This window comes from Paracoccus sp. NBH48, assembly GCF_015390265.1.
Taxonomy (GTDB): domain Bacteria; phylum Pseudomonadota; class Alphaproteobacteria; order Rhodobacterales; family Rhodobacteraceae; genus Paracoccus; species Paracoccus marcusii.
The window spans coordinates 16,695-39,953 of record NZ_VUOJ01000012.1; the positions used below are offsets into that span (position 1 = coordinate 16,695).

23 protein-coding genes and 3 pseudogenes are annotated in these 23,259 nt (G+C 56.3%); 18 read left to right on the forward strand and 8 right to left on the reverse strand.

Annotated elements, in window-relative coordinates; genetic code table 11:
• Positions 1-148: 148 nt before the first annotated feature.
• Positions 149-1,126 (reverse strand): glycosyltransferase, encoded by a 978-nt coding sequence (locus F1642_RS14805; protein ID WP_127899994.1) that lies wholly within the window; start codon positions 1,124-1,126, stop codon positions 149-151.
• 111 nt (positions 1,127-1,237) lie between these two features.
• Between F1642_RS14805 and F1642_RS14810 the strand changes: the two genes are divergently transcribed.
• From F1642_RS14810 to F1642_RS14820, 4 genes and pseudogenes are all read left to right on the forward strand, one after another.
• Entirely contained in the window at positions 1,238-1,900 is a 663-nt protein-coding gene (locus F1642_RS14810) for a ParA family protein (protein WP_127899995.1), read from the forward strand.
• Positions 1,900-2,202, forward strand: a complete 303-nt coding sequence (locus F1642_RS14815; protein WP_045983283.1) for a hypothetical protein — start codon at positions 1,900-1,902, stop codon at positions 2,200-2,202. The genes F1642_RS14810 and F1642_RS14815 overlap by 1 nt, the downstream gene beginning before the upstream one ends.
• 417 nt (positions 2,203-2,619) lie before the next feature.
• Positions 2,620-2,729: pseudogene (locus tag F1642_RS16650) on the forward strand (branched-chain amino acid ABC transporter permease); the annotation flags it as partial.
• A gap of 444 nt (positions 2,730-3,173) precedes the next feature.
• Positions 3,174-4,106, forward strand: coding sequence for an IS5 family transposase (locus F1642_RS14820; protein WP_127899982.1), 933 nt, complete (start codon positions 3,174-3,176; stop codon positions 4,104-4,106).
• Between the two features lie 77 nt (positions 4,107-4,183).
• Here F1642_RS14820 and F1642_RS14825 read toward each other — a convergent pair whose 3' ends face one another.
• Together F1642_RS14825 and F1642_RS14830 are read right to left on the reverse strand one after the other, a co-directional pair.
• Positions 4,184-4,666, reverse strand: coding sequence for a hypothetical protein (locus F1642_RS14825; protein WP_194886611.1), 483 nt, complete (start codon positions 4,664-4,666; stop codon positions 4,184-4,186).
• A gap of 84 nt (positions 4,667-4,750) precedes the next feature.
• On the reverse strand, positions 4,751-5,149 hold the full coding sequence (locus F1642_RS14830) for a hypothetical protein (protein WP_127899973.1): 399 nt from the start codon (positions 5,147-5,149) through the stop codon (positions 4,751-4,753).
• Between the two features lie 783 nt (positions 5,150-5,932).
• On the opposite strand from F1642_RS14830, the gene F1642_RS14835 reads away from it, so the two are divergent.
• A complete protein-coding gene (locus F1642_RS14835) occupies positions 5,933-6,430 on the forward strand; it encodes a helix-turn-helix domain-containing protein (RefSeq protein ID WP_164871519.1) in 498 nt (165 codons plus the stop codon).
• Between the two features lie 2 nt (positions 6,431-6,432).
• Here the strand turns inward: F1642_RS14835 and F1642_RS14840 are convergent, their stop codons facing one another.
• Both F1642_RS14840 and F1642_RS16655 read right to left on the reverse strand, forming a co-directional pair.
• Complete coding sequence (locus tag F1642_RS14840) at positions 6,433-6,681, reverse strand: hypothetical protein (protein ID WP_127899967.1); 249 nt, start codon at positions 6,679-6,681, stop codon at positions 6,433-6,435.
• 153 nt (positions 6,682-6,834) lie between these two features.
• A pseudogene (locus F1642_RS16655) lies at positions 6,835-6,966 on the reverse strand (helix-turn-helix domain-containing protein); the annotation flags it as partial.
• 275 nt (positions 6,967-7,241) lie between these two features.
• On the opposite strand from F1642_RS16655, the gene F1642_RS14845 reads away from it, so the two are divergent.
• From F1642_RS14845 to F1642_RS14860, 4 genes are all read left to right on the forward strand, one after another.
• On the forward strand, positions 7,242-7,490 hold the full coding sequence (locus tag F1642_RS14845) for a type II toxin-antitoxin system ParD family antitoxin (protein ID WP_127899968.1): 249 nt from the start codon (positions 7,242-7,244) through the stop codon (positions 7,488-7,490).
• Positions 7,487-7,861 carry a type II toxin-antitoxin system RelE/ParE family toxin gene (locus tag F1642_RS14850; protein WP_206692794.1) on the forward strand — a complete coding sequence of 125 codons (375 nt, stop codon included), beginning with the start codon at positions 7,487-7,489 and terminating at the stop codon, positions 7,859-7,861. Before F1642_RS14845 ends, F1642_RS14850 begins: the two co-directional genes overlap by 4 nt.
• A 115-nt stretch (positions 7,862-7,976) precedes the next feature.
• On the forward strand, positions 7,977-8,357 hold the full coding sequence (locus F1642_RS14855; RefSeq protein ID WP_194886612.1) for a hypothetical protein: 381 nt from the start codon (positions 7,977-7,979) through the stop codon (positions 8,355-8,357).
• A 156-nt stretch (positions 8,358-8,513) separates the two neighbouring features.
• Positions 8,514-9,329 carry a phosphatase PAP2 family protein gene (locus F1642_RS14860; RefSeq protein ID WP_127899970.1) on the forward strand — a complete coding sequence of 272 codons (816 nt, stop codon included), beginning with the start codon at positions 8,514-8,516 and terminating at the stop codon, positions 9,327-9,329.
• A gap of 502 nt (positions 9,330-9,831) precedes the next feature.
• Here the strand turns inward: F1642_RS14860 and F1642_RS14865 are convergent.
• Positions 9,832-10,851 carry an acyltransferase gene (locus F1642_RS14865; protein ID WP_127899971.1) on the reverse strand — a complete coding sequence of 340 codons (1,020 nt, stop codon included), beginning with the start codon at positions 10,849-10,851 and terminating at the stop codon, positions 9,832-9,834.
• A 923-nt stretch (positions 10,852-11,774) separates the two neighbouring features.
• Between F1642_RS14865 and F1642_RS14870 the strand changes: the two genes are divergently transcribed.
• The 7 genes from F1642_RS14870 to F1642_RS14900 all read left to right on the forward strand — a co-directional run bounded on the left by F1642_RS14870 (position 11,775) and on the right by F1642_RS14900 (position 18,419).
• Positions 11,775-12,080, forward strand: a complete 306-nt coding sequence (locus tag F1642_RS14870; RefSeq protein ID WP_127899972.1) for a hypothetical protein — start codon at positions 11,775-11,777, stop codon at positions 12,078-12,080.
• A gap of 147 nt (positions 12,081-12,227) precedes the next feature.
• The gene (locus tag F1642_RS14875) at positions 12,228-12,596 is read left to right on the forward strand and encodes a transposase (protein WP_204245734.1); all 369 of its coding nucleotides are present in this window, start codon (positions 12,228-12,230) and stop codon (positions 12,594-12,596) included.
• On the forward strand, positions 12,593-12,949 hold the full coding sequence (tnpB, locus tag F1642_RS14880) for an IS66 family insertion sequence element accessory protein TnpB (protein ID WP_071209476.1): 357 nt from the start codon (positions 12,593-12,595) through the stop codon (positions 12,947-12,949). Before F1642_RS14875 ends, tnpB begins: the two co-directional genes overlap by 4 nt.
• Before the next feature lie 69 nt (positions 12,950-13,018).
• Positions 13,019-14,584, forward strand: coding sequence for an IS66 family transposase (locus F1642_RS14885; protein WP_127897300.1), 1,566 nt, complete (start codon positions 13,019-13,021; stop codon positions 14,582-14,584).
• A 418-nt stretch (positions 14,585-15,002) separates the two neighbouring features.
• The gene (locus F1642_RS14890; protein WP_206692795.1) at positions 15,003-16,451 is read left to right on the forward strand and encodes a lipopolysaccharide biosynthesis protein; all 1,449 of its coding nucleotides are present in this window, start codon (positions 15,003-15,005) and stop codon (positions 16,449-16,451) included.
• Between the two features lie 35 nt (positions 16,452-16,486).
• The gene (locus F1642_RS14895; RefSeq protein ID WP_127899976.1) at positions 16,487-17,512 is read left to right on the forward strand and encodes a phosphoribosyltransferase family protein; all 1,026 of its coding nucleotides are present in this window, start codon (positions 16,487-16,489) and stop codon (positions 17,510-17,512) included.
• A 25-nt stretch (positions 17,513-17,537) separates the two neighbouring features.
• The gene (locus F1642_RS14900; protein WP_127899977.1) at positions 17,538-18,419 is read left to right on the forward strand and encodes a glycosyltransferase family 2 protein; all 882 of its coding nucleotides are present in this window, start codon (positions 17,538-17,540) and stop codon (positions 18,417-18,419) included.
• A 98-nt stretch (positions 18,420-18,517) separates the two neighbouring features.
• On the opposite strand, the gene F1642_RS14905 is transcribed toward F1642_RS14900, so the two are convergent.
• Both F1642_RS14905 and F1642_RS14910 read right to left on the reverse strand, forming a co-directional pair.
• Entirely contained in the window at positions 18,518-19,540 is a 1,023-nt protein-coding gene (locus F1642_RS14905) for a glycosyltransferase family 2 protein (RefSeq protein ID WP_127899978.1), read from the reverse strand.
• Positions 19,541-19,708: 168 nt separating this feature from the next.
• On the reverse strand, positions 19,709-20,884 hold the full coding sequence (locus F1642_RS14910) for a nucleotide sugar dehydrogenase (RefSeq protein WP_127899979.1): 1,176 nt from the start codon (positions 20,882-20,884) through the stop codon (positions 19,709-19,711).
• A 181-nt stretch (positions 20,885-21,065) separates the two neighbouring features.
• Here F1642_RS14910 and mobV point away from each other — a divergent pair, with 181 nt between their 5' ends.
• Positions 21,066-22,355, forward strand: a complete 1,290-nt coding sequence (mobV, locus tag F1642_RS14915; RefSeq protein ID WP_127899980.1) for a MobV family relaxase — start codon at positions 21,066-21,068, stop codon at positions 22,353-22,355.
• 560 nt (positions 22,356-22,915) lie between these two features.
• Positions 22,916-23,259 (forward strand): annotated as a pseudogene (locus F1642_RS14920) (transposase); the annotation flags it as partial.

The window sequence follows — 23,259 nt, forward strand, 5'->3', positions numbered from 1 at the left end:
TTCTTAAAAGAGGCTTCGAAAGCCCCTTAACACATATATAACCCCTTTTAACACAGAAGACCTGTGGATAACTCCGCGCGTCGACGCACATCCAGGCCCTTTGGTTGAGGGGTGGGACATGCTTGTGAGGGGATGGTGGAGAACCGTCCTACTCGATCAGCAGGCGACCGATCCGGGAGGCGGGGGCCGGCCTGCGGGCCGAGAGCTTGTCCCTCAGGATGCCGCGCGCGATGGGGGCCAGGGTCAGCGGATCCCGGCAGGCCGAGAGCAGGGCCCCTGCCCTGCCCGCCTGAGCGCGCCGATCCAGGAAAGCGCGCAGCAGGAAGCGTCGCCGCAACTCTCCTGCGTGGACACCCAAGGCCGCACGGGCGGTCTCATCCATTCCCTCCGCCGCCAGATGCGCCAGAGCGGCCGTATGGAGCGCCTGAAGGTCGGCCGTGCTGTGACGCGAGCTGAGCGAATCAAAGCGCCAGCGCGCGGCATAGCCGACCTCGGTCGAGACCCGGAACCGCGCCCGCTTCTGCAGCATTCTGACGTAGAGATCGTAATCCTCGCCCAAACGCATCGTCTCGTCATAGCAGAGGCCATGGGCCTGCAGGAAGGCGCGGCGCATGACGGGCTTCAGAAACCCCCATTCCTGCCGCTTGCTGCCACGGACGGAATGGTTCGCGCGCACGAAGCCTGCAAGATCGAGGTCAATCACCCGAGGACTGACCACAGGCGCTGCCGGCAGATCGCCGGGACCCGCGCTTTCGGCGACGAACAGGATGTTGTCGGCGATCATGTCGGCGCCGGGGATCGCCAGCAGTCGGGCGAAGCGCCCGGGCAGAACAAAGTCATCGGCATCCAGAACGGCCACGAAATCGCCCATGGCAATGTCCAGGGCCCGGTTGCGAGCTGCGGCGGGCCCGCCGTTCACGGCACAGCGGAGCACCGTCAGCCGGTCGTCGCCTTGGCCCGCCCTCTCGGCCACCGCTGCGGTATCGTCGCCCGATGCGTCGTCGACAACGATCACCTCTGCGGTCTCGGCCTCGGCCAATGCTGTCCAGACGGCATCCGCGATGGTGTCGGCGGCGTCATGGGCGGTGATGATCACCGAGACGGTGGAGGCTGCAGCTGTGTTCATGACGGTTCACGTGGCAAGATGGTGCAGGAAAGTCCAGACTGCTATACGGATAGGGCTTGATTGAAATCGGATTATTCATATTATCCGGTTAGTTCAATAATCAGGTAATCCATGCCCACGATCGTGATCGCGTCCCCAAAGGGCGGCGCCGGAAAATCCACCGCCGCGACCATCCTGGGGACCGAGTTGGCCCATGCAGGCGCCACGGTCACGATGCTTGATTGCGACCCGAACAAGTCTTTGTCGCTTTGGGCGGGGCGCGGAGCATTGCCGCCACGCATCCGCGTCCTGTCGGACGTAGGCGAGGGTGAGCTGGTTCGTACCATCAAGCGTCACGATCAGGACGGCGAGATCGTCATCGTCGACTTGGAGGGGATCGCATCACGACTGGTCAGCCGGGCGATCTCGCAAGCCGATCTTGTCATCACGCCGATGCGCGCCACCACCTTGGACGCGACGGTAGGCGTGCGGGCCCTGCAACTCATCCATGAGGAGGAGGAGGCGCTGGACCGGGCCATCCCGCATGCCGTGGTCTTCACCATGACGCGCGCGGTGCGGTCGCGTCAGCACAGCGGCATCGAATCATCGTTGCGCGATCAGGGCGTCGACCTGATCGAACCGGCGCTGATGGAGCGGACAGCATTCTCGGCCCTGTTCGAGTTCGGGGGTGATCTGAGAACCATGCCCGCCCAGGGCAACATGGCAGCCGCGATCGAAAACGCTGAGGGCTTTGCCCGCGCGGTCTATGCGCGTCTTGCGGCGGAGGAGCAGTGATGGGCGACAAACCCTTCAGCATCGACCTGGGTCGTCTGCGGTCGCGTGAAAAGGATCGCAGCCCCGCTGCGGTGGAACGTGCAGACCGGGCGGGGGAGGAGTTGGGCTTCGTCGACCGCGAGCCGGGCAAACGGCGCGGTCGCAAACCCAGTCCTCGCACCGGGCAGGTTCATGCCAAGGTTCTGCCGCCCGTCGCCGACGAGATCGCCGCCGAGGCCCGCCGCCGTGGCGTGCAACAAGGCGTCATTCTGGAGGAAGCTTGGGCGCTCTATAAAAACCGATACGAAAACAAATCCGGTTAATGAATATATTGGATTTATAATGAAACCAGGTTAGCGGAAACTTGCCATCAGCCAGCAATGCGGGGCAATTTGCCTGAAAAGAGGGCAGGGTTCATCAAGAACCACCGTGTCATCAAGCAATGTTGCAAGGCATCGACCCACGACGGCCTTTCTGGGAACCGCTGGATATCGACGTGGGATGTATCGCGCTTCTGGAGCTATGCTGAAGAGTGGTCTTGATCCGCAAAAGACGGCGAAGCAGTGCGATCCGGAGATATGGATTATCCTGCCATCAGCGCGGCAGTCCAAGCAAACCTGTCAGGGTTCATTCCTCATCTTCGGACACGCCATGCATCGAATCTTGAAAGCGACCTGCTGAACCTGCGGGTCACACTGATCGCGGCAATCCTGATGATGGCGCTGAGGGCATCCACATAAACCAAGCAGGGCCGTGCCATGTGCGCCGTGGCCGATTACGATCAGGCGGCCATGTCGGTGGGCATCAGCCGCGCTTTATCTGGGTGATGGGCCGGTCGATCGCCAACTTTACGGTTCGAAGACATTGCCATGACAGGTTTCAGGTCAGGTCAGGTCAATGGGAATGCCACGTCATGATCATAAGGGGTGATGGAGCATGATCTCTATCAGTCGATCTGCAAAGGCGTTGCCTGCCGCGGCATCACCCGACTGAAGTCAGATTACTATCGATTACGACAAATCCCTCATCAGCACTCTTTTAAGGCGACTTCAATAAGATGATTTCATCCTGAAATTCGGGTATTAGGCATGCTTCACCGCGGCACTGGTATTTGCAGATTTGCTATGCGATATTCTTGCCGCGGTGCAGCAAAGCTGGGCGCGCGTTCGTTTGCGACGTCTGACTGCTTTATGCTGAAATGCGCGCTTCTCTAAGTCGAAAAAACCCGAGTGGCTCTGTTGCACAAATCGCGTCAGGGATTCATCTCGTGAATCCAGCGTGGTAGCTGTGATGCATGAGCAGACCCACACCCACGACTTACAGGACCAGGAACTGGCCAGCCTACAATGAAGCACTCAAGCGCCGGGGCTCGCTGACGATCTGGTTCGATCCCGAGATGAACTGGGATGCCGCGCCGACAGGCAGGCGTGGTCGCCAGCAGACCTACAGCGATGCCGCGATCCAGACCTGCCTTTCGATGAAGGTGCTGTTTGGCATGGCGCTCCGGCAGACGACCGGCTTCGTCGAGAGCCTGCTGCGACTGGTTGGCCTCGACTGGACGGTGCCCGACTTCAGCACGCTGTCTCGCCGTCAGAAGGCCTTGGCTGTCAACATCCCCTACCGCGGCTCCAAGGGCCCGTTGCACCTGCTGATTGATAGCACCGGGATCAAGGTCGAGGGAGAAGGCGAATGGCACGCCCGCAAGCATGGCGGCCCCAGACGGCGTGTGTGGCGCAAGATCCATCTCGGAATCGACGAGCAAACACTGGAGGTTCGAGCCGTCGAGATCACGGGGAGCCACATCGGTGATGCCCCGGTGCTACCCGACCTGCTCGATCAGATCCCGGCGGACGAGCAGATCGGCAGCGTCACCGCCGACGGTGCCTATGACACACGCAAATGCCACGATGCCATTGCCGACCGCGGCGCACATGCCGTCATACCGCCCCGCAAGAATGCAAAGCCGTGGAAGACCCTCACCGCCGGTGCCGCCGCGCGAAACGAAGCCCTGCGCGCCGCGAAATATCTAGGCCGCGCGCTTTGGCGACGATGGAGCGGATACCACCGACGAAGCCGTGCCGAAACGAAGATGCACTGTATGAAACTGCTGGGGCAGCGCCTCATGGCGCGGGACTTTGACCGACAGGTCGCGGAGATCCAGATCCGCATCGCCGTCATGAACGGCTACACCGCGCTCGGTATTCCTGTCACAGAAACCGCGGGATAAATCCGTCCGGGGAAAGGGGAACCTCGGACATCAGAGGCTTTGTGCAACAAAGCCAGAAAGTACGATAGATAATTCTATTAGTTGCTTAGCAAAAACTGGTAAAAACAGGATTGAGTTAGCCCTAGAACAGCTTTCCCTTGTTGTTGCCCCATAGTGCCACACCACCCATTCTCACCGAAAACACTTTGCGTATGACCGCCACTGGGAAGATATCCAACCCGTTCACCAGAAGAGCTATAAAAGTTTATAATCCCATTATCGCCAAATACATAATACCCAAGAAATGTACGATCTTCCGATATAATTCTTTGATTGCCGCTAGAGGTATTGCTATATTTTGAGGGACTATTTTCATACTTAGAAGGGTTGTTGTCGTATTTACTAACTGAGTTATCATATTTAGAGGGGCTATTGTCGTATTTGGAGGGGCTGTTATCGTATTTCGAAGGACTTAAATCATAGGGCAAACTGTCCTCATCAATTACAATTGCGGCAATATCTGCCCATGACGGGCTTGTCATACTTGCCGTGAGAGCCACGGATACAAGTAGTCTTTTCATCATAAATATCCATCTATCAGCGTAAATTTATATAAATATATCAATGGTTCATTTATAAAATGAACCATTGATTAAAAAATAGAGTTACCAGACAACGTCTATCACGCGCCCGTCGCTGTGCTGACAAACGCCCACGCCGCCGCTGGTCGTGAAACCACTCGCATCAGCATATTGCAGCTGACAGGACAAAGAAGATCCTCGCGAACCGATCATGACGGCAACGGCATCGCCTGTAGAACTTGATCCAAACACCGATTCTCCGGACCAGGTGGTAGCCGTCATCGTTCGATTACCTCGCTGAACGGCTTTGCCTTGGAAGGTTTCGCTGCCGATCACAGCAGTCAACGTGTCGCTATCCATTCCTTGCTGATAGGAAAACTGAACCGCTTCGCCTGTGCCGCGCGTGACCCCCTGCATAGTGCCTGAGCAAGCGGATAGCCCAAAAAAGAAAGCAACGGGCCATGCCCTCGAAAGCAAGTTCATCGTGAGATCCCTTATCTGAAACCGGTCACACCATCGGATAGGATGGTCCTCACAAGCAAGCGAGGTTTACAACCCTGACGTGCTTTTTTTGCTTAAGATTTTCCGGCGCATAACACCCCATATCCGCCAGAGCGCAGCCAGAGGCTGAAGCGCCACTCTGCACCAGGCACCGTCTCACCAGAAAATCCGTCCGTTGCCACCAGCGCGACGGTCCAGATCCAGACCCGCCTCAAAGGCAGATTTGGTGCTCTCTGGGGATAACCCTTTCCCCTTCTTGCCTGATCATCCCCATTCCCGCGTGGCGCTCACCGAGGCGTCCCGAGCTTGCCAAACGACATTTCAAAGTCAAAGCGCGCTGACAGGGAACAACCGGGCCAGTCCGCGCCGGTCGGCGCTTGCTCCCCGGGGGCTGCTTCGCCCGACACGGCCCGTCCCGGTTGTTCCCTGTAGATCATTAGAAGGCAGAAAAATAAGGTGCTGTTTCTGAACAATTATTTTTATAACGACCGGCACCACGGTTCCGGTCGACCGGCACCACCGTTCCGGTCTTCTTTTGTTCTACCGGCACCACCGTTCCGGTATACCGGCACCACCGTTCCGGTATACCGGCACCACCGTTCCAAAAAATGGAATGAGATGTAAATTTCAAGTTGCCATTAGTAGATCCGTACGGCAGCGTGATTCCTGATTTTGGAACGAAAGCGCTTAGAATTGGAACAGTTCCCAGAACGTCGCCTGCAAGGAACCTGGGTCCAGACCGAACGGTCCGCCCATGAAGCCTGGATGAACCTTATCGCCAAATCTCCGGTCGGCGCTCAGATCATGCATGCACTGACAGCCAGGCTCGGGGATCATAATGCTGTCGTGATCTCCCAAGTGGCGCTTGCCAAGATAATTGGACGCTCTGAGCGCGCAGTCCGGACAGCCCTGTCCGTCCTGAAGGCAGATAACTGGATTGAGGTCCGGCAACTTGGAAATGCTGCAACGGTGAACGCTTACATCGTCAATGATCGCGTGGCCTGGACAGGAAAGCGTGATGGCATCCGCTACAGCCTGTTTTCGGCAGCGGTCGTCGTTTCCGAAGAGGAACAACCGGATCGCGACAGCCTTGGCCATCAGGCCGCATTGCGGCGTATCCCGGATCTGCTTCCAGGAGAGATGCAGCTGCCATCAGGCGAAGGTCTTCCCCCGGTCTCGCAACCCATTCTGGAAGGGATGGAGCCGGATCTTCCAGCCCGCCAGAGATCTTATGATCCGCAAACCGGCAAGCGACTGGATTGACATCAACCGCCTGTCAGGCGCGCCCACAGCCCCCGTGGGCGCGATCTAGTTTCCCGCTCACCATCACTAGGTGGCGGCAAAAGCCGCATCTTCTCTTCTTCGGCTTGGTCCAAGCGCTTTCGGAGATCCAGGACCGTTGTCTGAAGGTCGTCGACACGCGCCTGCAACGCCTGCTTCAAATCTTCTCGGCCAGCCCTTTCGGCCTCCAGAAGCTCCTTAAGGTGTTTCACCCGCAACTCGACCTCGGACATGTCCCGTCCTGTCCCGTCCACTGTGTTTAGGACACCTCCGGACGCCACAGGACGGCTTGAATCCGGCGTGGTATTCCTGTCCGTTTCTGTCCTATCGACTCTGTCCCATGCCCCATCAATGGACAGAGAGAAGGGGAAAACACGGTGCAGCTCGGAGGGATCGATCTGATATCCACCCTTCTCATTCCGACCAGCGGACAGCTTTCCTTCCTTTATAGCGGTTTGAATTGTAGATTTTCCTCGCCCGCAGAGTTGCGCGGCCTCTCGCAGTGAAAGCATTGTCATACTGGCTGTCCCGCTATGTCTATCTCGCCTTGGTTGTGCTGTCCGAGATGTGTCCTACACAGAACCACCACAGGACAGGATCGCGCAATAGCAAAACCATCTCCCTCGTTGACGGGACACATTAAGGACAGATGACAGGACACTGATCGGACACACAAAAATGTCCTTCTTTGCGTATCTGATGGGGTGTGGGATGGTTCATAAACTGAGTGTCTTGGTAATTCAGTGCAAATGTATTACATATTGGTACAAGTCATCTTAGTTAGGAGCTTCTCATGCCGCGCACCACGTCCGTCTCGCTCGGTGAGCATTTCAGCGGCTTCATCAGCGCCCAGGTCGATGCCGGCCGCTACGGCTCGGCCAGCGACGTGGTCCGGGCGGGACTGCGGCTGCTGGAGGAGCATGAGGCGAAGGTCAAAGCCCTGCAGGACGCCCTGGTTGTGGGCGAGCAGTCCGGGGAGCCGCGCCCCTTCGACTTCGATAGCTTCAAGGCGCGGAAGCGGGCGGAGTTCGAGGCCGGATGAAACCCCTCGCCTTCTCGCCAGCGGCAGAGGCGGATATCGACGGCATCTGGGATTACAGCGCGAAGACCTGGGGGCCGGACCAGGCGGATCGGTACACCGACGAAATCCGCGATGCCTGTCTGGCCCTGGCCCATGACCGCAAACAGGGTCGCCCCGTCGATGTGCGCCCCGGATACCTGCGGCTCTCGACCGGATCGCATGTGATCTACTACCGGGATCGGGGCGACCGACTGGATGTCATCCGGTTCTGCACAATCGCATGGATGCCGACCGCCATCTCTGACCGAACTTGCAGAGTGATGCCTTCTTTCCCTTGGGACCAGGATGCAGAATGGTCATGCAGGAAACAGCGTCAGGGACAACGCGGATGAGGATGAGCTGGTAGGGTGTTCTGTTGTCCGCGCTGCTGGTCTTGGCGGGCGGCCCCGCCATCGCCAATCAGCCGAGCGCGCCCCCTCGGAACCCTTTGCCCTCTGTCCGCCGGTCGTGCGGAAGTTTCTGGAAGCGGTCGGGCTTTCGCCGGAGCTGCCGGACTATGCCCGGCCGATGGTGGTGATCGACACTCAGGGCCACCGCTCGACTGCCTGCCCCGAACGCTGCCTGCTCGGGAGCATGCCCAAGCCGCGGCGTTTCTGCATCAGAGCGGCATCATCAATGGCCCAGGACCAGGAGGCGGGATCCGTCTGCCGGATCGGTGAGGCGCGTCTCCAAGAGACGTCCTTCATCGGCCTCATCCTGTCTTATGACCTGGCCTGGATGAATAACCCGACCTGCCTACAGCAGGCGCAGCAGGACCTGGACGTGCTGCAGGATCGGTCGCCCGGAACGCCCCCTCACTCAACCCTGACCCTGCCTTCCTCCTCGTAATGGGTGTTATGCGCCGGAGCTGGGAACAGGGTGGGGATCAGCGCAGGGTTGTGGGGGTGGGTCACAAAAAGACAGGTGCTTCGCACTCGACCTGCTTTTTAAAAGCTTCTAATGTAACACTTCTGTGACAATTCAATTTTTAGTCTGGGAAGTTTTATGTTTTTTGACGACACAGCTAAGCCGCCTAACAACCACTATGGCTCTAAGCGTTTTTTGCTTTGTCTATTTTATTTGTTTTTACTGTTTTATTTATTTTTTGGTTGGTCAAAAAACCTCTGGATCATCTCTATTGATCACGGTTTTTTTAATTTTTTTGGCGAAATAACACGTCAATCTTGGGCATTGGACACATTGATTGTCCAGATGTTCCGTACCAACACGGCTAAAATCGTGCCGTTGCTTGCTTGCATCGTCTGGCTGCTGTTTGAGCGTAGACGCCAAGGAAAGAGTATTGAATTCTTTATCTTGCTGCTTATAGGATCGTTTCTAGCGATGACCGTGTCTCGCATAATGCAAAATTTTTCTGCCTACCGCCCACGTCCTCTTCACAATTCCAATATTGAATATCAGTTGCCCTTTGGCATTGAAATTTCCGCTCTCGAAGGTTGGAGTTCCTTTCCGAGCGATACGAGTGCACTTGCTTTTGCTATCGCATCCGGAATTTTTTTGGCATCCAAACGTTTAGGTGTTGTAGCGTTCCTATGGACTATTATTGTAGTAGCGTTTCCAAGAGCTTATGCTGGTCTGCATTACCCGAGCGATCTTGCGGGTGGCGCTTTAATTGGCCTGCTTTGCACCACAGGATTTGCTCCATTAATTCTTCATGCAGTCACACAAAAAGTAAAAGGTATTAATGATAAATGGATGCCTCTTCTATGGACATTAGTATTTTTATATCTGTTCCAGATGGGCACAATGTTTGACGATGTTCGGCGCTACGGGTCCTTTTTAAAGGAAATTATTGGGGTTTAGGATTAATACCTATGTCTTCTCTTTTGGACTGGAAGCAGCAGAATACCTATAGGGCCTCCTAAATCTACCATCGTTTCATATCACGGACCCGTCGTCCTCTGCCCTAGACCCAGAGGACCCTGCCAGATCACACTGAAGATCGACATTCCTTGGCGGTTTCGGGCACGGTTTCGGGCGGGGGCGGTTCTGCGATGGCGGATGCGATCATTCCGTCGAACAATCCAAGATCGTGCAGCCTGGCCTGAGTGACGTCCCAAACCCACTAACGGCTTTCCAGCAATTCTCTGCTTTCCCGAGTGAGATGGTTAACATCGCCGAAGCTGTAATTGCTTCTTTCGTTCGCGCACCGTGCCGGTAGTTTCCATTCGTCCTTCCTGCCCGTGCGCGATCGCCTGTGCCATGCATTCGGCAGACTGTCCAGCTTGGCACTGCCGGCACACCCTGATTCGCTTGCTGTGACCGACTTCAGCGGCGCCGGCTGGCGGGGCTGCCATTCGCGGAATCACGAAGCGGAAAGGGCGCGGTTCTTGGTGAGGGCAAGCGGGAAGTGGTAGAACCACCGCCCGCCCGCCCTTTCGGCGACGATCTTCAGCCCTAAAGACAGCAGGATAGCGGCGACCGTTACAAGAGGCACGCCCAGCATCGAGATCACCATTCCCCCTTGGGTTGCCTTCGCCAGAAGTGCAGCAAGAACGGCCACGATTGGCGAGTGCGCAACATAGATGCCAAGCGTGTTCTGCCCCAGATACACAGGAACGCGCCGAATGAGGTCAAAGCTGCACAGAAAAATCGACATTGCCAGTCCGACGACGATGCCCAAAATCGCCATCAGGAAGGTCATCGTTCCCATCACCGGCGTGGCAAAACTGCCTTTGTAGATGATCGCAAAGGCCACGCCGAAGGCCAGCAACGACAGTGGGAACGTCGCCGGGTGGCGAAGCGTGTCAGAGTTGATCAGCGGTTTTGCATACCATGCGCCGAACAGGAACATGGGCAGGAACTTTAGAACGTTGTTATGGGCATAATTCGCGAACTCGATTAGCCCCATGTAGGTTACTAGTGACAGCATCAGCGCCACAACGAAGATTGCGTCCCTGCGCACCGTCTCTCCGGCGCGGGCGATGCAGAAATAGATCGCGAGCGCCCAGATGAACCATAGAACGCTGCTGGGACTGTAGAAGAATTCGACCCACCTGTTGGCTGCCGGTGCCGACGTCAGAGGCGATACCGTTTCCCACAGCAGGTGAATGACGGACCACAGTACGAACAGGTAAATGAGCCCCGCCACTTTCCTGTAGAAAGCGTCAGTGCTTGCGCTTCGGGCCGATTTCTTCATTAGAAAGCCCGAGATGAAAAAGAACATTGGCATCCGGATCGGCGACATGAAGTTGTTGAGCAGCCAGTAATGCGCATCCGCCATATTCTGGCGGTCCAGAGCCATCGTCGCGTGAAACACAACGACCAAGGCAATAGATATTCCCTTAGCAAAATCAAGGTGATCAAGGCGGTTCTGCAGGGTCATCTGTCAACGAATCCTTTGCTGCTCCACGTAACCGCCCGATGAGTACATTTGAGGTTGCCAAAGTCTCAGGGCCAACGCCAAAAAATTGCAGTTTCGCGGGTCAAGTAGCAGGCTTGTTGCCTGCTGTCGCCCCTCAAGCGGTTTTTAAGCGGGAGGTCCAGGAGGGAGGATCTGGCGAAGCGGAACGGCCACGAAAACGGCCGGCGCTGGTTCCCCGCTCTGGCTGATCGGCTGCATCTGGGCGCGGTCGTGGCGAAGTGCGCGCGCTTCTGTGCCAGGCCTCATGCAAGAGGGCTTGTACGGATATAACCAGTATGCCTAATGCCAACTATTACCTCAATAATAAAAAATCCCCACCCATATTTCTTTGGATGGATTTTGTCCGGGGAATAGCTATTCTCGCAGTGATCTCGCTTCATTCCATTACTATAGCTGAAAAGCAAGGTTTCATTCCAAGCGAGGTTTGGAAAACCTGAACGAAACCCTGTCTCTATTTCGGATGCCAATTCTAGTATTTTGTCTGGTATGCTCTTATCAAGATCACTTACTAAACCGAGTCAGGCCTACCTAATGGATAAAATAAGAGGGATTTTATGGCCATTTCTTGTATGGTCAACGATCTATTGCGTCGTTATTGATATCCATTTTAGTAGCATATGGGAGCTTAGAAAGCTCTACACAGGTGGAAGTAATCTGTGGTTTCTTTTTTTTACATTCATTTATTATCTTGCAGCAAAGCCATTGGATAGAATAAACCCTCTTCTAGTTTCTGCTTTAGCCTTGTCATTGTCTTTTTCGTCACCGGATGGTGAAAATATTAGGAGCAAATTTTATATTTAATGTCATTTTTCTTTTTGGGCGCTTATACGAGTCATCGTTTTATTTATCTAATAAAATTTCTAGTTTCACGGTGGATCTAGTTGTTGGCCGCCATTGTAATTGGTACTTCTATCGCAACGGCAATGTACGAATTAAAATTCGGTCCAAATTGGACAGCTTTGTCATTTGCCGGCGTTATCTTCTTCAGCGCAATGGCACAAAGAATAGAAAATACCGGTATCAGCGCGGTGGTGAACTGGGTTGGCCAGCGGTTGATCGTTTTTTACGTAAGCCACGCGATTTTTATTGTGCTGACATATGATGTTCTATCTTACCTTGGCGTGACCAGCTATGCGGCAGCTGCAAGCGCTGCGATCTCTTTTGCCCTTCTCGGGGGCTGCGCTTTGTAAGCGCGACGCGGCCCCCCTCCTGCCGCTTCTGATCTGACCGGGCCATTTTCTGTACGCATGAGCGTTGGAGGTGTTGGTTTGGAACGAGACGGCAAAGTGGGCGTCCATTTGGACGGCCCAGGGGACGGCAGGGTTTCTCGGCTAGAGGTGATCGAGGGGCCGAGCGGGCGTCGGCGGCGCACGAAGGCGGAGCGGGCGCGGGTCGCTGCGGAGAGCCTGGTGCCGGGGGCCTCGGTAACGGATGTCGCGCGGCAGCACGGGACGACGCGCTGGCAGGTCTACGACTGGCGGAAGAAGTTGCGGACGGGGCAGCTTGTCGTGCCCGAGAGCGTGGCGGCCCTGCCGATGTTTGCAGAGTTGGTCGTCGAGGGTCCCGCAGCGGCGATGCCGGCAGAGACGGAGGTCGCCACCGGCGTGGAGATCGTTGTCGGCGATGTCGTGATCCGCGTCGGGGCCGACGCCGATGAGATCCTGCTGACCAGGTCCATCCGGGCGGCGCGGACGGCGACATCATGATGCTCGGTCAGGGAGGGCCAACAAAGGTCTATGTGGCGACGCGCCCGGTGGACTTCCGCAAGGGGATCGATGGCCTCGCGCTGGCGGTGCAGGAGATGTCCGGGCTCGATCCATTCTGTGGGGCGGTCTTCGTCTTCCGCTCGAAACGGGCGGACAGGATCAAGCTGCTGGTTTGGGATCAGACCGGAATGGTGCTCGTTCACAAGCGCCTTGAGGGAGGCAAGTTCGTCTGGCCGCAGATGCGGGACGGAGTGATGCGGATCTCCTCGGCGCAGCTGGCGGCTCTGTTCGAAGGGTTGGATTGGCGGCTGGTGCGGCCGGAACGGGCGCGGCGTCCGCTGGTCGCAGGGTGAGCGGGCGGACGCACGGGAATTCCCTGTTTTTGCTAGCCAGAACCGCGTTTGCGTGATTCACTCCGAGGCATGGATGCCGATGCCCTCAGCCGTGAGAACGCTCATCTGAAGGCCCGCCTGACCGAGGTCGAGGCGGCGCTCGTGGAGGTGCAGGAGGCCAATCGTCGGCTGGAGGGCATCCTGCGGGCATCGCAGCGCGAGCGCTTCGGCAAGAGTTCCGAGAAGCTGTCACCCGACCAGTTCAATCTGCCGCTCGAGGATGCCGAACTGGCCCAAGGCGTCCTCGCGGCCGCGCAGGAAAAGGCAGAGGCCGCGCTTGCCCAAACGCGCGGGGAAGAACCTCGCAAGCCCGCGCGCAACCGCGGGCATCTGCCGGCGCACCTGCCCAGGGTCGAGCGCGTGATCGAGCCCGCCAGCATCCAATGCCCCTGCGGCTGCGGTGAGATGGCCCGGATCGGGGAAGATATATCCGAGCGGCTCGACGTAATCCCGGCGCAGTTCCAGGTGCTGGTGACGCGGCGCCCGAGATACGCCTGTCGCCGCTGCTCGCAGGCCGTCGTGCAGGCGCATGCCCCTGAGCATGTCGTCCCTGGCGGGCTGCCGACCGAACGGCTGATCGCGTGGATCATCGTCTCGAAGTTCGGCGACCACCTTCCGTTCTACCGCCAAGCGGGGATCTTCGAGCGGCAAGGTCTCCACCTCGACCGTGGCACACTCGGCAACTGGACGGGGCGCGCCTGCTTCCACCTGATGCCTGTCATCGACCACATGAAGGCTCATCTGCGCAGCGCCGACCGGATCTTCGTGGACGAGACCCGCGCGCCGGTGCTCGATCCGGGCCGGAAGGCTACCAAGAGCGGCTACTTCTGGGCCGTCGTGTCCGACGATCGCGGCCATGGCGGTGTCGGTCCGCCCATCGTGCTGTTCCACTACGCCCCCGGCCGAGGACGGGAGCATCCGCTAAAGTTCCTCGCCGGATACCGCGGCCGGTTCCTGCAATGTGACGCCTACCAGTCCTACAACGCGCTGACCGAGATCACGCGCGATGAGGGGCCGTGGCAGTTGGTCAATTGCTGGACCCATGTCCGCCGTCGCTTCGTGAAGCGCTTTGAAAGCGAGGGCTCGCCCATCGCCGAGGAGATGCTGCGCCAGATCGCATTGCTGTATCAGATCGAGAAGACCGTGCGCGGCCAGGCTCCCGCCGACCGTCTCGCCGTCCGGAGCGCCCAGGCCGCCCCGATCATCGCCGCGCTCAAGCCCTGGCTTGGAACTCAGCTGTCGCGCATCCCGCAGAAATCCCTTCTGGCCGAGGATATCCGCTATACCCTCGCGCATTGGCCCGGCCTGATCCGCTTCCTCGACGACGGCACCCTCGAGCTCGACACCAACCCGGTCGAAAACCAGATCCGTCCGATCGCGCTGACCCGCAAGAACGCCCTCTTCGCCGGCAACGAGGTCGGCGCCGAGAACTGGGCCATGCTCGCCTCGCTCGTCGCCACCTGCAAAATGGCCGGCGTGAACCCCGTCGACTATCTCGCCGACACCCTCCGCGCCATCCTCGACGGACACCCCAAATCCCGCATCGAAGACCTCATGCCCTGGCGGCACGCACAGCCGTCAAGCCTCACCGCATAGGGCCGCGACGTCGCGCTTACTGCGCTTTGGCTGTTTGGAAAGAAATTTGGAAACTGGCGTCTTGGCTATTTTCCTTACCTGGGTTAAGGCCACGGCTCCAAACTGTCCGACCTACCTAAGCCAACGGGCCGGGCCGGCACACCGTCGCTTGATCCGCTAACTTCATGCCACCTTTACCAAGGAGGCCACATGAATCTTATGGCAGGTAAGTGTTCTGCAACAACGCCTTCCCTTTGGACAAAAAATAGCTCTCTCAATACGTCTGCTCCCGCATTGCATCGTGCTTGCGCCTGAGGGCATCTGCAGCTGCAGTTACTATCAATAATGTGCAAGCCGCCGCAGCCATACATTAGGAATCAAGATCATAGACGACGACAGCAAACGGTTTGATCCGCCAGTCCAATCGATTGGTCGAGCAGTGAAACGAGGTGCGCTTGCTACCGGTGGGGCACAACTCGTCAAGCTGATCTGCCAGATCATTTCGGTCATTGTATTGTCACGCCTACTGCAGCCCGAGGACTTTGGGATTGTTGCTATGGCCGCGCCGGTTGTGGCTTTTGTGGGCCTGTTTTTGGACATGGGCCTGACACAGGCGACGGTGCAAAAAAAAGCCATCACTTCCGCCGAGATCAACAGCTTGTTTTGGATCAACATGGCTGTCAGTGCGCTACTGGGTGCGATCATGATCCTAATCGCACCCTTCGTGGCAAAGTTCTACGGTGAGCCACAGGTGGCTCCGCTTGTCGCCTTGATGAGCTTGCAACTTCTTGTCGCAGGACTTGGTGCACAGCATTATGCCCTGGTCACCCGCCGAATGGCTTTCGGGCGCCTTGCCATGCTGGACAGTTTAAGTGCGGTGTTAGGATTAGCTGCAGCAATTGTCTGGGCATATTATGAAAGGACTTATTGGGCGCTTTTCGTCGGTGGCATGACAACGATGATATGCTCCACCTTGGGCTGCTGGATAAGTTCGCGTTGGCGTCCCGGTATGCCGCGCTGGGTCAGTGGGACCAAGGAAATGGTCAATTTTGGGGCGGGCATTACCGGATTCAACTTTGCCAACTATTTTTCCCGTAACATCGACCAGATCCTGATTGGACGCCAATGGGGCAACCAGCAGCTGGGACTGTATGACCGTGCCAACAGGCTACTGCTGTTTCCCTTACAGCAAGTCATCTACCCGCTCGGTAAGGTCATGGTGCCTGCCTTGTCACGAATGAATAATGAACCTGAGCGGTATAGAAAGGCGTATCTGCGCGTAGCTCCGTTACTGCTGTTCGTAGCATTGCCGGGCGTGGCAGTAGCAATTGCAATGGCCGACCTGCTGATCCCACTGGCCCTAGGCCGTCAATGGGAGGGGGCAGTGATGATTTTTCAGGCGCTTGGGTTTGCAGGAATGTTGCAGCCGCTCAACAGCCCTGCAGGCTGGCTGTTCATCAGCCAAGGCCGAACGAGGGATTTCATGTTGTGGGGTATGTTTGGGGCAATGACAATGACTATGGCAGTGATCATCGGCCTTCCTTATGGGGCTTTTGGTGTCGCGCTGGCCTATGCAATTCTTGAATATCTGCGTACACCCTTACTTTGGATTTATGTCGGTCGCATAGGAGCTGTAGAAGCCAAGCACATCCTGCGCGTTGCTTCACCCTTTGTGGTGGGTGCCCATGTCGCAGTAGCCTTATTATGGTTCTTGCAGTCGCACCTGCCAGGCGGATCAGTCGTTACTCTGATCATAGCTACCATTCTAAGTTACATGATTGTTACGGTAATAGCCTCACTGTTTGCGGCAGGGCGTGAAACCTTGGCAGAAGTTCGTATCCTGGCATCGAGAATGCTTATCATCAGGCTTGGCGGCACGAAGACGTGAACCAAAGCTAAGTCCAATCAACATGGATAGCAGACATGAATTATAGATCCTTGGCAGATTTGAACGATGCCATAATCACCAACTTGCACCGGCTTCCCTCTGATATCGACTTGGTTGTGGGTATTCCTCGCAGCGGGCTTTTGGCGGCCAATCTGCTAAGTTTGGTTTCAAATATTCCTCTGACTGACCTAGACTCTTTTTTGGAAGGACGGATCTACTCTTCCGGCACTTCGACTAAACGCACGCAACGACTGGATCGTAGCCTAAGCGATATGCGCCGCATCCTAATTCTAGATGATAGTATCAAGAGTGGTGACGCAATGCGTCGTGCTCGGGCGCGAATTACGGAGGCTGGCGTAAAAGGAGAAATTATCTTCGCCGCCGTTTACGGACTGAAGAATACCCATCCTGATGTCGACATTATCTTTGAGCAAGTTAGCAACCCACGTATCTTCCAGTGGAACTTCATGCACCATATCGTGCTGGATCAAGCTTGCGTCGATATAGACGGCGTTCTGTGCGTCGATCCGACTAAGCAGGAAAATGACGATGGTGAGGCTTATCGCCGCTTTCTAAGCGAGGCGGTTCCTTTACATACCACCTCGCGCAAGATCGGTTGGCTGGTAACAAGCCGGCTTGAGAAATATCGCGATTTGACCGAGGCCTGGCTAAAGAGCCGAGGAATTGAGTATGGCGAACTAATTATGCTGAACCTACCTAGTGCTGAAGAGCGTAGACGGCAGGGGGTACATGGCAGCTTCAAAGCCGACTTTTACCGCAAAACTGAAAGTACTCTTTTTATCGAAAGCGAGGAGCGGCAGGCCGATATCATTGCGCGCTTGTCTGGGAAGCCCGTTCTTTGCGTGGAAACTCATCAGATTCACTTGCCGAACCCGCTGTCCTCTGCAGCTGTCCAGCAAAATATACGTAATCTTCCGAACCGCCTAAGGCAGCGTAAGCACAGTACGGGCAATCATTGGAAGGTCATGGTACGTGGTATTCTTGGGGATAGGACGTACCAGACCCTAAAGAAGCTGATTCGCCCGCAGCCCAAGTCCTGACCCAGCTAAGCAAAAGGTATGTCCAATGCAGAATAATGATCCTGTAATCAGCATCATCATTCCAGTTTGGAACGGTGAACGGCGCATTGTGCAGACGCTTGAAGCGATTAAAGCGCAGACAGTCAAACGTAACCACTTTGAGGTGATCGTTATCGATAACGGATCAACCGACGGCACGGCTAATGCAGTACGGAGCTTTGATTTCGTCACCTTGCTTTCGGAGCCAATCCCCGGTTCGTACCGGTCCCGCAATCGCGGACTGGCCGTGGCGCGTGGAAAATACGTTTTATTCACCGACGGCGACTGTGTGCCGGCCGCTAATTGGATAGAACAAGCTTTTGCCGTCTTGAAGCGTCGACCGGATGCTGGAGTTTATGCTGGAGACATCGTGCTCTTCCGCGAGGAAGGCGCTCGGCCAGTTGCCACCTGCTATGAAGAATTAACCGCCTTTAACCAACTTTATAACACTAAACATGGCTATTGTGTGACGGCGAATTGGCTTTGCCGACGCGACGATCTGCGCGCGATCGGCGGATTTGATGCTAATTTACTATCTGGAGGCGATGCAGAATGCTCACGCCGGATGGTCAAAGCTGGTCATAAGATTATTTATGTTCCTGAAATGATCGTTGGCCACCCTACCCGAGCTACTCTTACAGAATTGATCCGCAAGCGGCGTCGCATCGTTGGAGGACGTTGGCATATAGACGGTTTTCGCGACATCGGTACATTTAAGGCTCTTTGGCGGCTTGCTCTTGAAGCAACAGGTCAAGCACGGTGGATGGTCAAGACGGATGTAAGCATATGGAACAAGATTGGTATACTTGGGATTACCGGTACATTGATGCTTGCCGCACAGGGAGAGGTGTTGAGATTGTCAGCTGGTCGCTCCCCATATCGGTCTTAAAATATAATAAAAATACCTATTAATTTTTCGCGAATGCTTGGAATATTTATTAAATTATAATCAGTGTTTTTTATTTTCTATACTGTGAAATAATTGTATTATTTATTATATTTAGAGATTCCTTTAGACATGAATGTAGCCCTCATGGCCAATAGCAAAGAAAGCCCTATTTTAACTGGTGCGCTTGAATTCAAATAATTAGGGTACGTAGAGTCGACCTGCTGAAGCAAATAACCTCGCTGCCAATGATACTTCCACAAAACATTATATTTATTTTTTCCGCGGGTAAGAATGTAGTGTAAAAATATTGGGTAGGTGAAGAAAGCTGAAAAAATTATCATCTTCCTTTGTCCCACTGGCCTATCAGACTTTAACTGCTGCAAAGCGTATCCACGCCCATGCCGGAAGGCTCGTCCGGAAAAAAATTCAACAGTAGTTTGTTTTTTTCTAACTAAATGTTGCACTGCCGTTTTGTGGGTAAACCAAGTCTTGAGGTTTTCTTTACTCTCAATTCTAACACAAAATTCTGTTTCGCTACCCATCGCATAGTTTACTTTGTTGCTGGGGCCTATATCTTCGTCAAATTTATATCCCTTTTTCAGTATCCAACTCCGGACTGCCATATTCGGTCCGTAAACATGCGTTGCTTTAATTTTCCCCTCTGGGCGATCGTTCTTTGCGAACAGAACGCCAAAGTGTTCTTCACTGTCAAACAACCATGCCGGAGGCTTGTCCATGAATTCTGGAATGACAAGCCCGCCGAATATATCGTAGCTTGGTTGCTCTTTGGCGACTTGCAACCATCCGTCAAGAAAACCTGGCATCGGGATGGCATCGTCATCAGTAAACACGTAAAGATCTGCTTTAGGCCCCTCTTCCCTATTGAGCCCCGCATTTAGCGCCAAATTTTTTCCTGGTCTTTCTTCATTATATACTTGAAGCGGAAGAACTTCTTTATAGAAATTCAAGATATCGGCAGTGTCATCAGTTGACCCGTTATCTATTATTACCATGCGCCAATTTTTCGAGTGGTTTAGACGACGGTATCCTTCTAGTGTTTTTCTTAATGTTGCGGATCCATTTCTAGTCGCAAACATCACAGTCAAAAATAGTTCATTCATGATAGCCCCTCCAAATCTTCCAGATGATCTTTTTTTTCATATGCACTAACAATTGCGACGATCTTTTTTGAGAAAAATTCGCAAGATCTGGTTTCGTATAATTAAAGGATTACAAACCTATATTTTATATAAATACTCTAAAAAATAAAATTTGGTTATGGTAAAAAATTAATCGCCGCCGAACAGGTCACGGGTGAACACCCGGTCAGCCACGTCCTGAAGGTCCAGGGTCAGGCGGTTTGCCACGATCACGTCGGCGCGCGCCTTGAAGTCAGTCAGATCGCGGATCACCTCGGACCCGAAGAAGCGGGCGTCGGGCAGGGCGGGTTCAAACACGACCACCTCGACCCCCTTGGCCTTCAGGCGCTTCATGATGCCCTGCACCGCGGACTGGCGGAAATTGTCGGACCCGGCCTTCATCACCAGCCGATGGATGCCCACGACCTGCGGCTTGCGCGCCAGGATCGCGTCGGCGATCACGTCCTTGCGGGTGCGGTTCGCATCGACCACCGCACCGATCAGGTTCTGGGGCACGTCGTTGTAATTGGCCAGCAGCTGCTTGCTGTCCTTGGGCAGGCAATACCCGCCATAGCCAAAGGACGGGTTGTTGTAATGCGCACCGATGCGCGGGTCCAGGCCGACGCCTTCGATGATCTGGCGGCTATCGAGGCCAAGCGACATCGCATAGCTGTCCAGCTCGTTGAAATAGGCCACGCGCAGGGCAAGATAGGTGTTGGCGAACAGCTTGATCGCCTCGGCCTCGGTTGAACCGGTCAGCAGGACCGGCACGTCCGTGTCCAGCGCGGCCTCGGCCAGCAGGTCGGCGAAGGCGCGTCCGCGGGGGCTGTCCTCTCCGACCACGATGCGGGACGGGTGCAGGTTGTCGTGAAGGGCCCGGCCTTCGCGCAGGAATTCGGGGCTGAAAATCACCTGCTGGGTGCCAAGCCGCGCGCGGACGTCCAGCGTAAAGCCCACCGGCACGGTCGATTTGACCACGATCACCGCCTGCGGGGCCAGTCGTGTCACGTCGCGGATCACCGCCTCGACGCTGGAGGTGTTGAAGTAGTTGGTGACCGGATCATAATCGGTGGGCGTCGCGACGATGACGAAATCAGCGCCCGCATAGGCCGTGGCCGGGTCGGTCGTGGCGGTCAGGTCCAGCGTCTGCGTGGCCAAGTGGCGGGCGATGTCGTCATCGATAATCGGGCATTTGCGGTCGTTCAGCATGGCCACGCGGCCCGCATCCACGTCCAGCGCGCGCACGGTATTGCGCCCGGCCAGCAGGACCGCGTTGGAAAGGCCGACATAGCCGATGCCTGCGACGGCGATGATTTTTCCGGACATGGTAAACCCCTTATGATGCGGGCCGCACCATAGCGCGCAGTAGCGCCGTTGCAACCGCTAGAGGCTTCCTCCGAAGGAAGGTTTATGTGTCCCTTCCCCGCGTTGCGGGGCGAGCGATCAATTTGGCCTTGTGCCAAATTGTCTAGTGAGTACACATAAATCTTCCTTCGGAGGTCGATTCATGGGTGCGCGCAACGATGACGATGATGCCTGGCGGATCCGATTGGATCGCAGCATCGGCGGCAGGATGCTCCATGTCACCACTCCGCGCAGCTTCGCCATCCTCCGCTGTGCCAAGATCAAGACCATGGGCAACATGGGGGCAAGCCTCCAGCATACCTTCCGGGAACGCGACACGCCCAACGCCGACACCCGGCGCACCCCCGACAACACTATCCTGGTCGGCGGCGACACCAGCCGCGCCGTCCTCGATACCTGGAAGGACCGCGCCCCCGAAAAGATCCGCAGCAATGCCGTCCACGGGCTGGAGTATTTCGTCGGCGGTTCCCCCGAAGCCCTGAAGGCCATGAGCCGGGAGGAGCAAGACGCCTATTTCACCGATGCCCTGGACTGGCTCAAGGCCCGCCATGGGGCGGAAAACGTCCTCTCCGCGGTGATCCACCGGGATGAGTCTACCCCCCACATGACGGTAATGACCATTCCCCTGGACGAACGCGGCAAACTGAACGCCCGCGCCATCGTCGGCAGCCGGCAGCAGCTCTCCGCCATGCAGACCGACTTTGCGGAACGGGTCGGCAAGACCCACGGGCTGGAGCGTGGCCTGCAGGGCTCTCCGGCGCGCCATGAGCGGGTTCAGAGGGCCTATGCCCATCTCACCGACCCCGATGCCGCCGTGAGCCTCCCAGAGCGCCGCAGAGGGGCCATTCTGGGCATCGGCGGAGAGACGGAGGCGGAATGGCGGGAAAGGGCCTCACAGGACGTCTCAGACGCTCTCAGGGGCGTCCAGGCCGCCCGGCATCGCGAGAACCGCACGCACGCCGTCGAACTGTTCACCCTCAAGCAGCAGGTCACCGGCACCCCGAAGATGCGGGAGGAGGTCAGCCACCTTCAGTACCAGAACCGCAAGCTGCAACGCGAGCTGAAGGCCACCGAGACCAGGGCCGAGCTGATCGCCAAGGAGAACCGCCGCCTGCGCGCTGTCCAGGACGGCTTGATCGCTGGCGGCAAAGCTTTTGCCAAGGAACAGGGTCTGGATGAGAAAGCCCTCGTCACCCGCCTGCAGACCGCCGCCAAGGAGGCGCTGGATGCGTTCGATGCCCCGGCCGCAAAGCCAGTGGTCAAGGCGAAGGCTCCCATCAGGACCAGGATCACCCCGCAGGCCAAGGCGGCGGTCGCGGCTGTCGCCCACGCGCCGAAGAAAAAACCGGTCGTCCAGGAGCAGGTCCGGGATGAACCCGCCGCAGAGCATCGGATCAAGCCGAAGGACGATGCCTGGGATGACGGGCACTGAGCCCTGTCTCGGTCTTTTCGGCAAGGCGCATGAAGGGCAATTGGCCAAAAATGTGGAATGTTAACTTCGCGACGTCAACGTCGCTGTCCTGTTCCTGCTGGCTGGAACGGCTCTGGACGCGAAGAACGGCGACGTTGGCGAGTGTAAAAATTACACGTCCATTTCTTGCCAACAATACCCTCCAACAGGCGATGCAGATGAGTGCCGATGGCGGGAAATGCGAAATGCGAAATGAATGCGTCGCCAGAACAAAGCGCGGATGCCCAAATGAAAATTTGGTAGACATCGGCTATATCCTGCAACTGCAACACCCCTATGGGCCGCATTGAGGACAAACTCGATCGCATCCTGAGCATCCTCGGCGACCGAAAATAGCTCTTGGCACCCACAACCGCGGCACGACCGACCGTGCCGGGTTTCGGAAGTCATAAGACCCGGAGAGATCCGGGTCCTCTCTTCCAACTTTGCATAGTTCCCAAGCTTTTATGAGAAAGTACGGCTCTGTTGCACAAATCGCGTCAGGGATTCATCTCGTGAATCCAGCGTGGTAGCTGTGATGCATGAGCAGACCCACACCCACGACTTACAGGACCAGGAACTGGCCAGCCTACAATGAAGCACTCAAGCGCCGGGGCTCGCTGACGATCTGGTTCGATCCCGAGATGAACTGGGATGCCGCGCCGACAGGCAGGCGTGGTCGCCAGCAGACCTACAGCGATGCCGCGATCCAGACCTGCCTTTCGATGAAGGTGCTGTTTGGCATGGCGCTCCGGCAGACGACCGGCTTCGTCGAGAGCCTGCTGCGACTGGTTGGCCTCGACTGGACGGTGCCCGACTTCAGCACGCTGTCTCGCCGTCAGAAGGCCTTGGCTGTCAACATCCCTACCGCGGCTCCAAGGGCCCG

Coding starts and splice junctions, on each gene's coding strand:
- F1642_RS14910 (WP_127899979.1), bottom strand. CDS start 20,884: ATGTCCGGAAAAATCATCGCCGTCGCAGGCATCGGCTATGTCGGCCTT.
- F1642_RS14840 (WP_127899967.1), bottom strand. CDS start 6,681: ATGTCCGAGGTCGAGTTGCGGGTGAAACACCTTAAGGAGCTTCTGGAG.
- F1642_RS14905 (WP_127899978.1), bottom strand. CDS start 19,540: ATGAATGAACTATTTTTGACTGTGATGTTTGCGACTAGAAATGGATCC.
- F1642_RS14845 (WP_127899968.1), top strand. CDS start 7,242: ATGCCGCGCACCACGTCCGTCTCGCTCGGTGAGCATTTCAGCGGCTTC.
- F1642_RS14865 (WP_127899971.1), bottom strand. CDS start 10,851: ATGACCCTGCAGAACCGCCTTGATCACCTTGATTTTGCTAAGGGAATA.
- F1642_RS14810 (WP_127899995.1), top strand. CDS start 1,238: ATGCCCACGATCGTGATCGCGTCCCCAAAGGGCGGCGCCGGAAAATCC.
- F1642_RS14895 (WP_127899976.1), top strand. CDS start 16,487: ATGAATTATAGATCCTTGGCAGATTTGAACGATGCCATAATCACCAAC.
- F1642_RS14825 (WP_194886611.1), bottom strand. CDS start 4,666: ATGAAAAGACTACTTGTATCCGTGGCTCTCACGGCAAGTATGACAAGC.
- mobV (WP_127899980.1), top strand. CDS start 21,066: ATGGGTGCGCGCAACGATGACGATGATGCCTGGCGGATCCGATTGGAT.
- F1642_RS14805 (WP_127899994.1), bottom strand. CDS start 1,126: ATGAACACAGCTGCAGCCTCCACCGTCTCGGTGATCATCACCGCCCAT.
- F1642_RS14885 (WP_127897300.1), top strand. CDS start 13,019: ATGGATGCCGATGCCCTCAGCCGTGAGAACGCTCATCTGAAGGCCCGC.
- F1642_RS14830 (WP_127899973.1), bottom strand. CDS start 5,149: ATGAACTTGCTTTCGAGGGCATGGCCCGTTGCTTTCTTTTTTGGGCTA.
- F1642_RS14815 (WP_045983283.1), top strand. CDS start 1,900: ATGGGCGACAAACCCTTCAGCATCGACCTGGGTCGTCTGCGGTCGCGT.
- F1642_RS14900 (WP_127899977.1), top strand. CDS start 17,538: ATGCAGAATAATGATCCTGTAATCAGCATCATCATTCCAGTTTGGAAC.
- F1642_RS14850 (WP_206692794.1), top strand. CDS start 7,487: ATGAAACCCCTCGCCTTCTCGCCAGCGGCAGAGGCGGATATCGACGGC.
- F1642_RS14820 (WP_127899982.1), top strand. CDS start 3,174: ATGAGCAGACCCACACCCACGACTTACAGGACCAGGAACTGGCCAGCC.
- F1642_RS14835 (WP_164871519.1), top strand. CDS start 5,933: ATGAACCTTATCGCCAAATCTCCGGTCGGCGCTCAGATCATGCATGCA.
- tnpB (WP_071209476.1), top strand. CDS start 12,593: ATGATGCTCGGTCAGGGAGGGCCAACAAAGGTCTATGTGGCGACGCGC.
- F1642_RS14860 (WP_127899970.1), top strand. CDS start 8,514: ATGTTTTTTGACGACACAGCTAAGCCGCCTAACAACCACTATGGCTCT.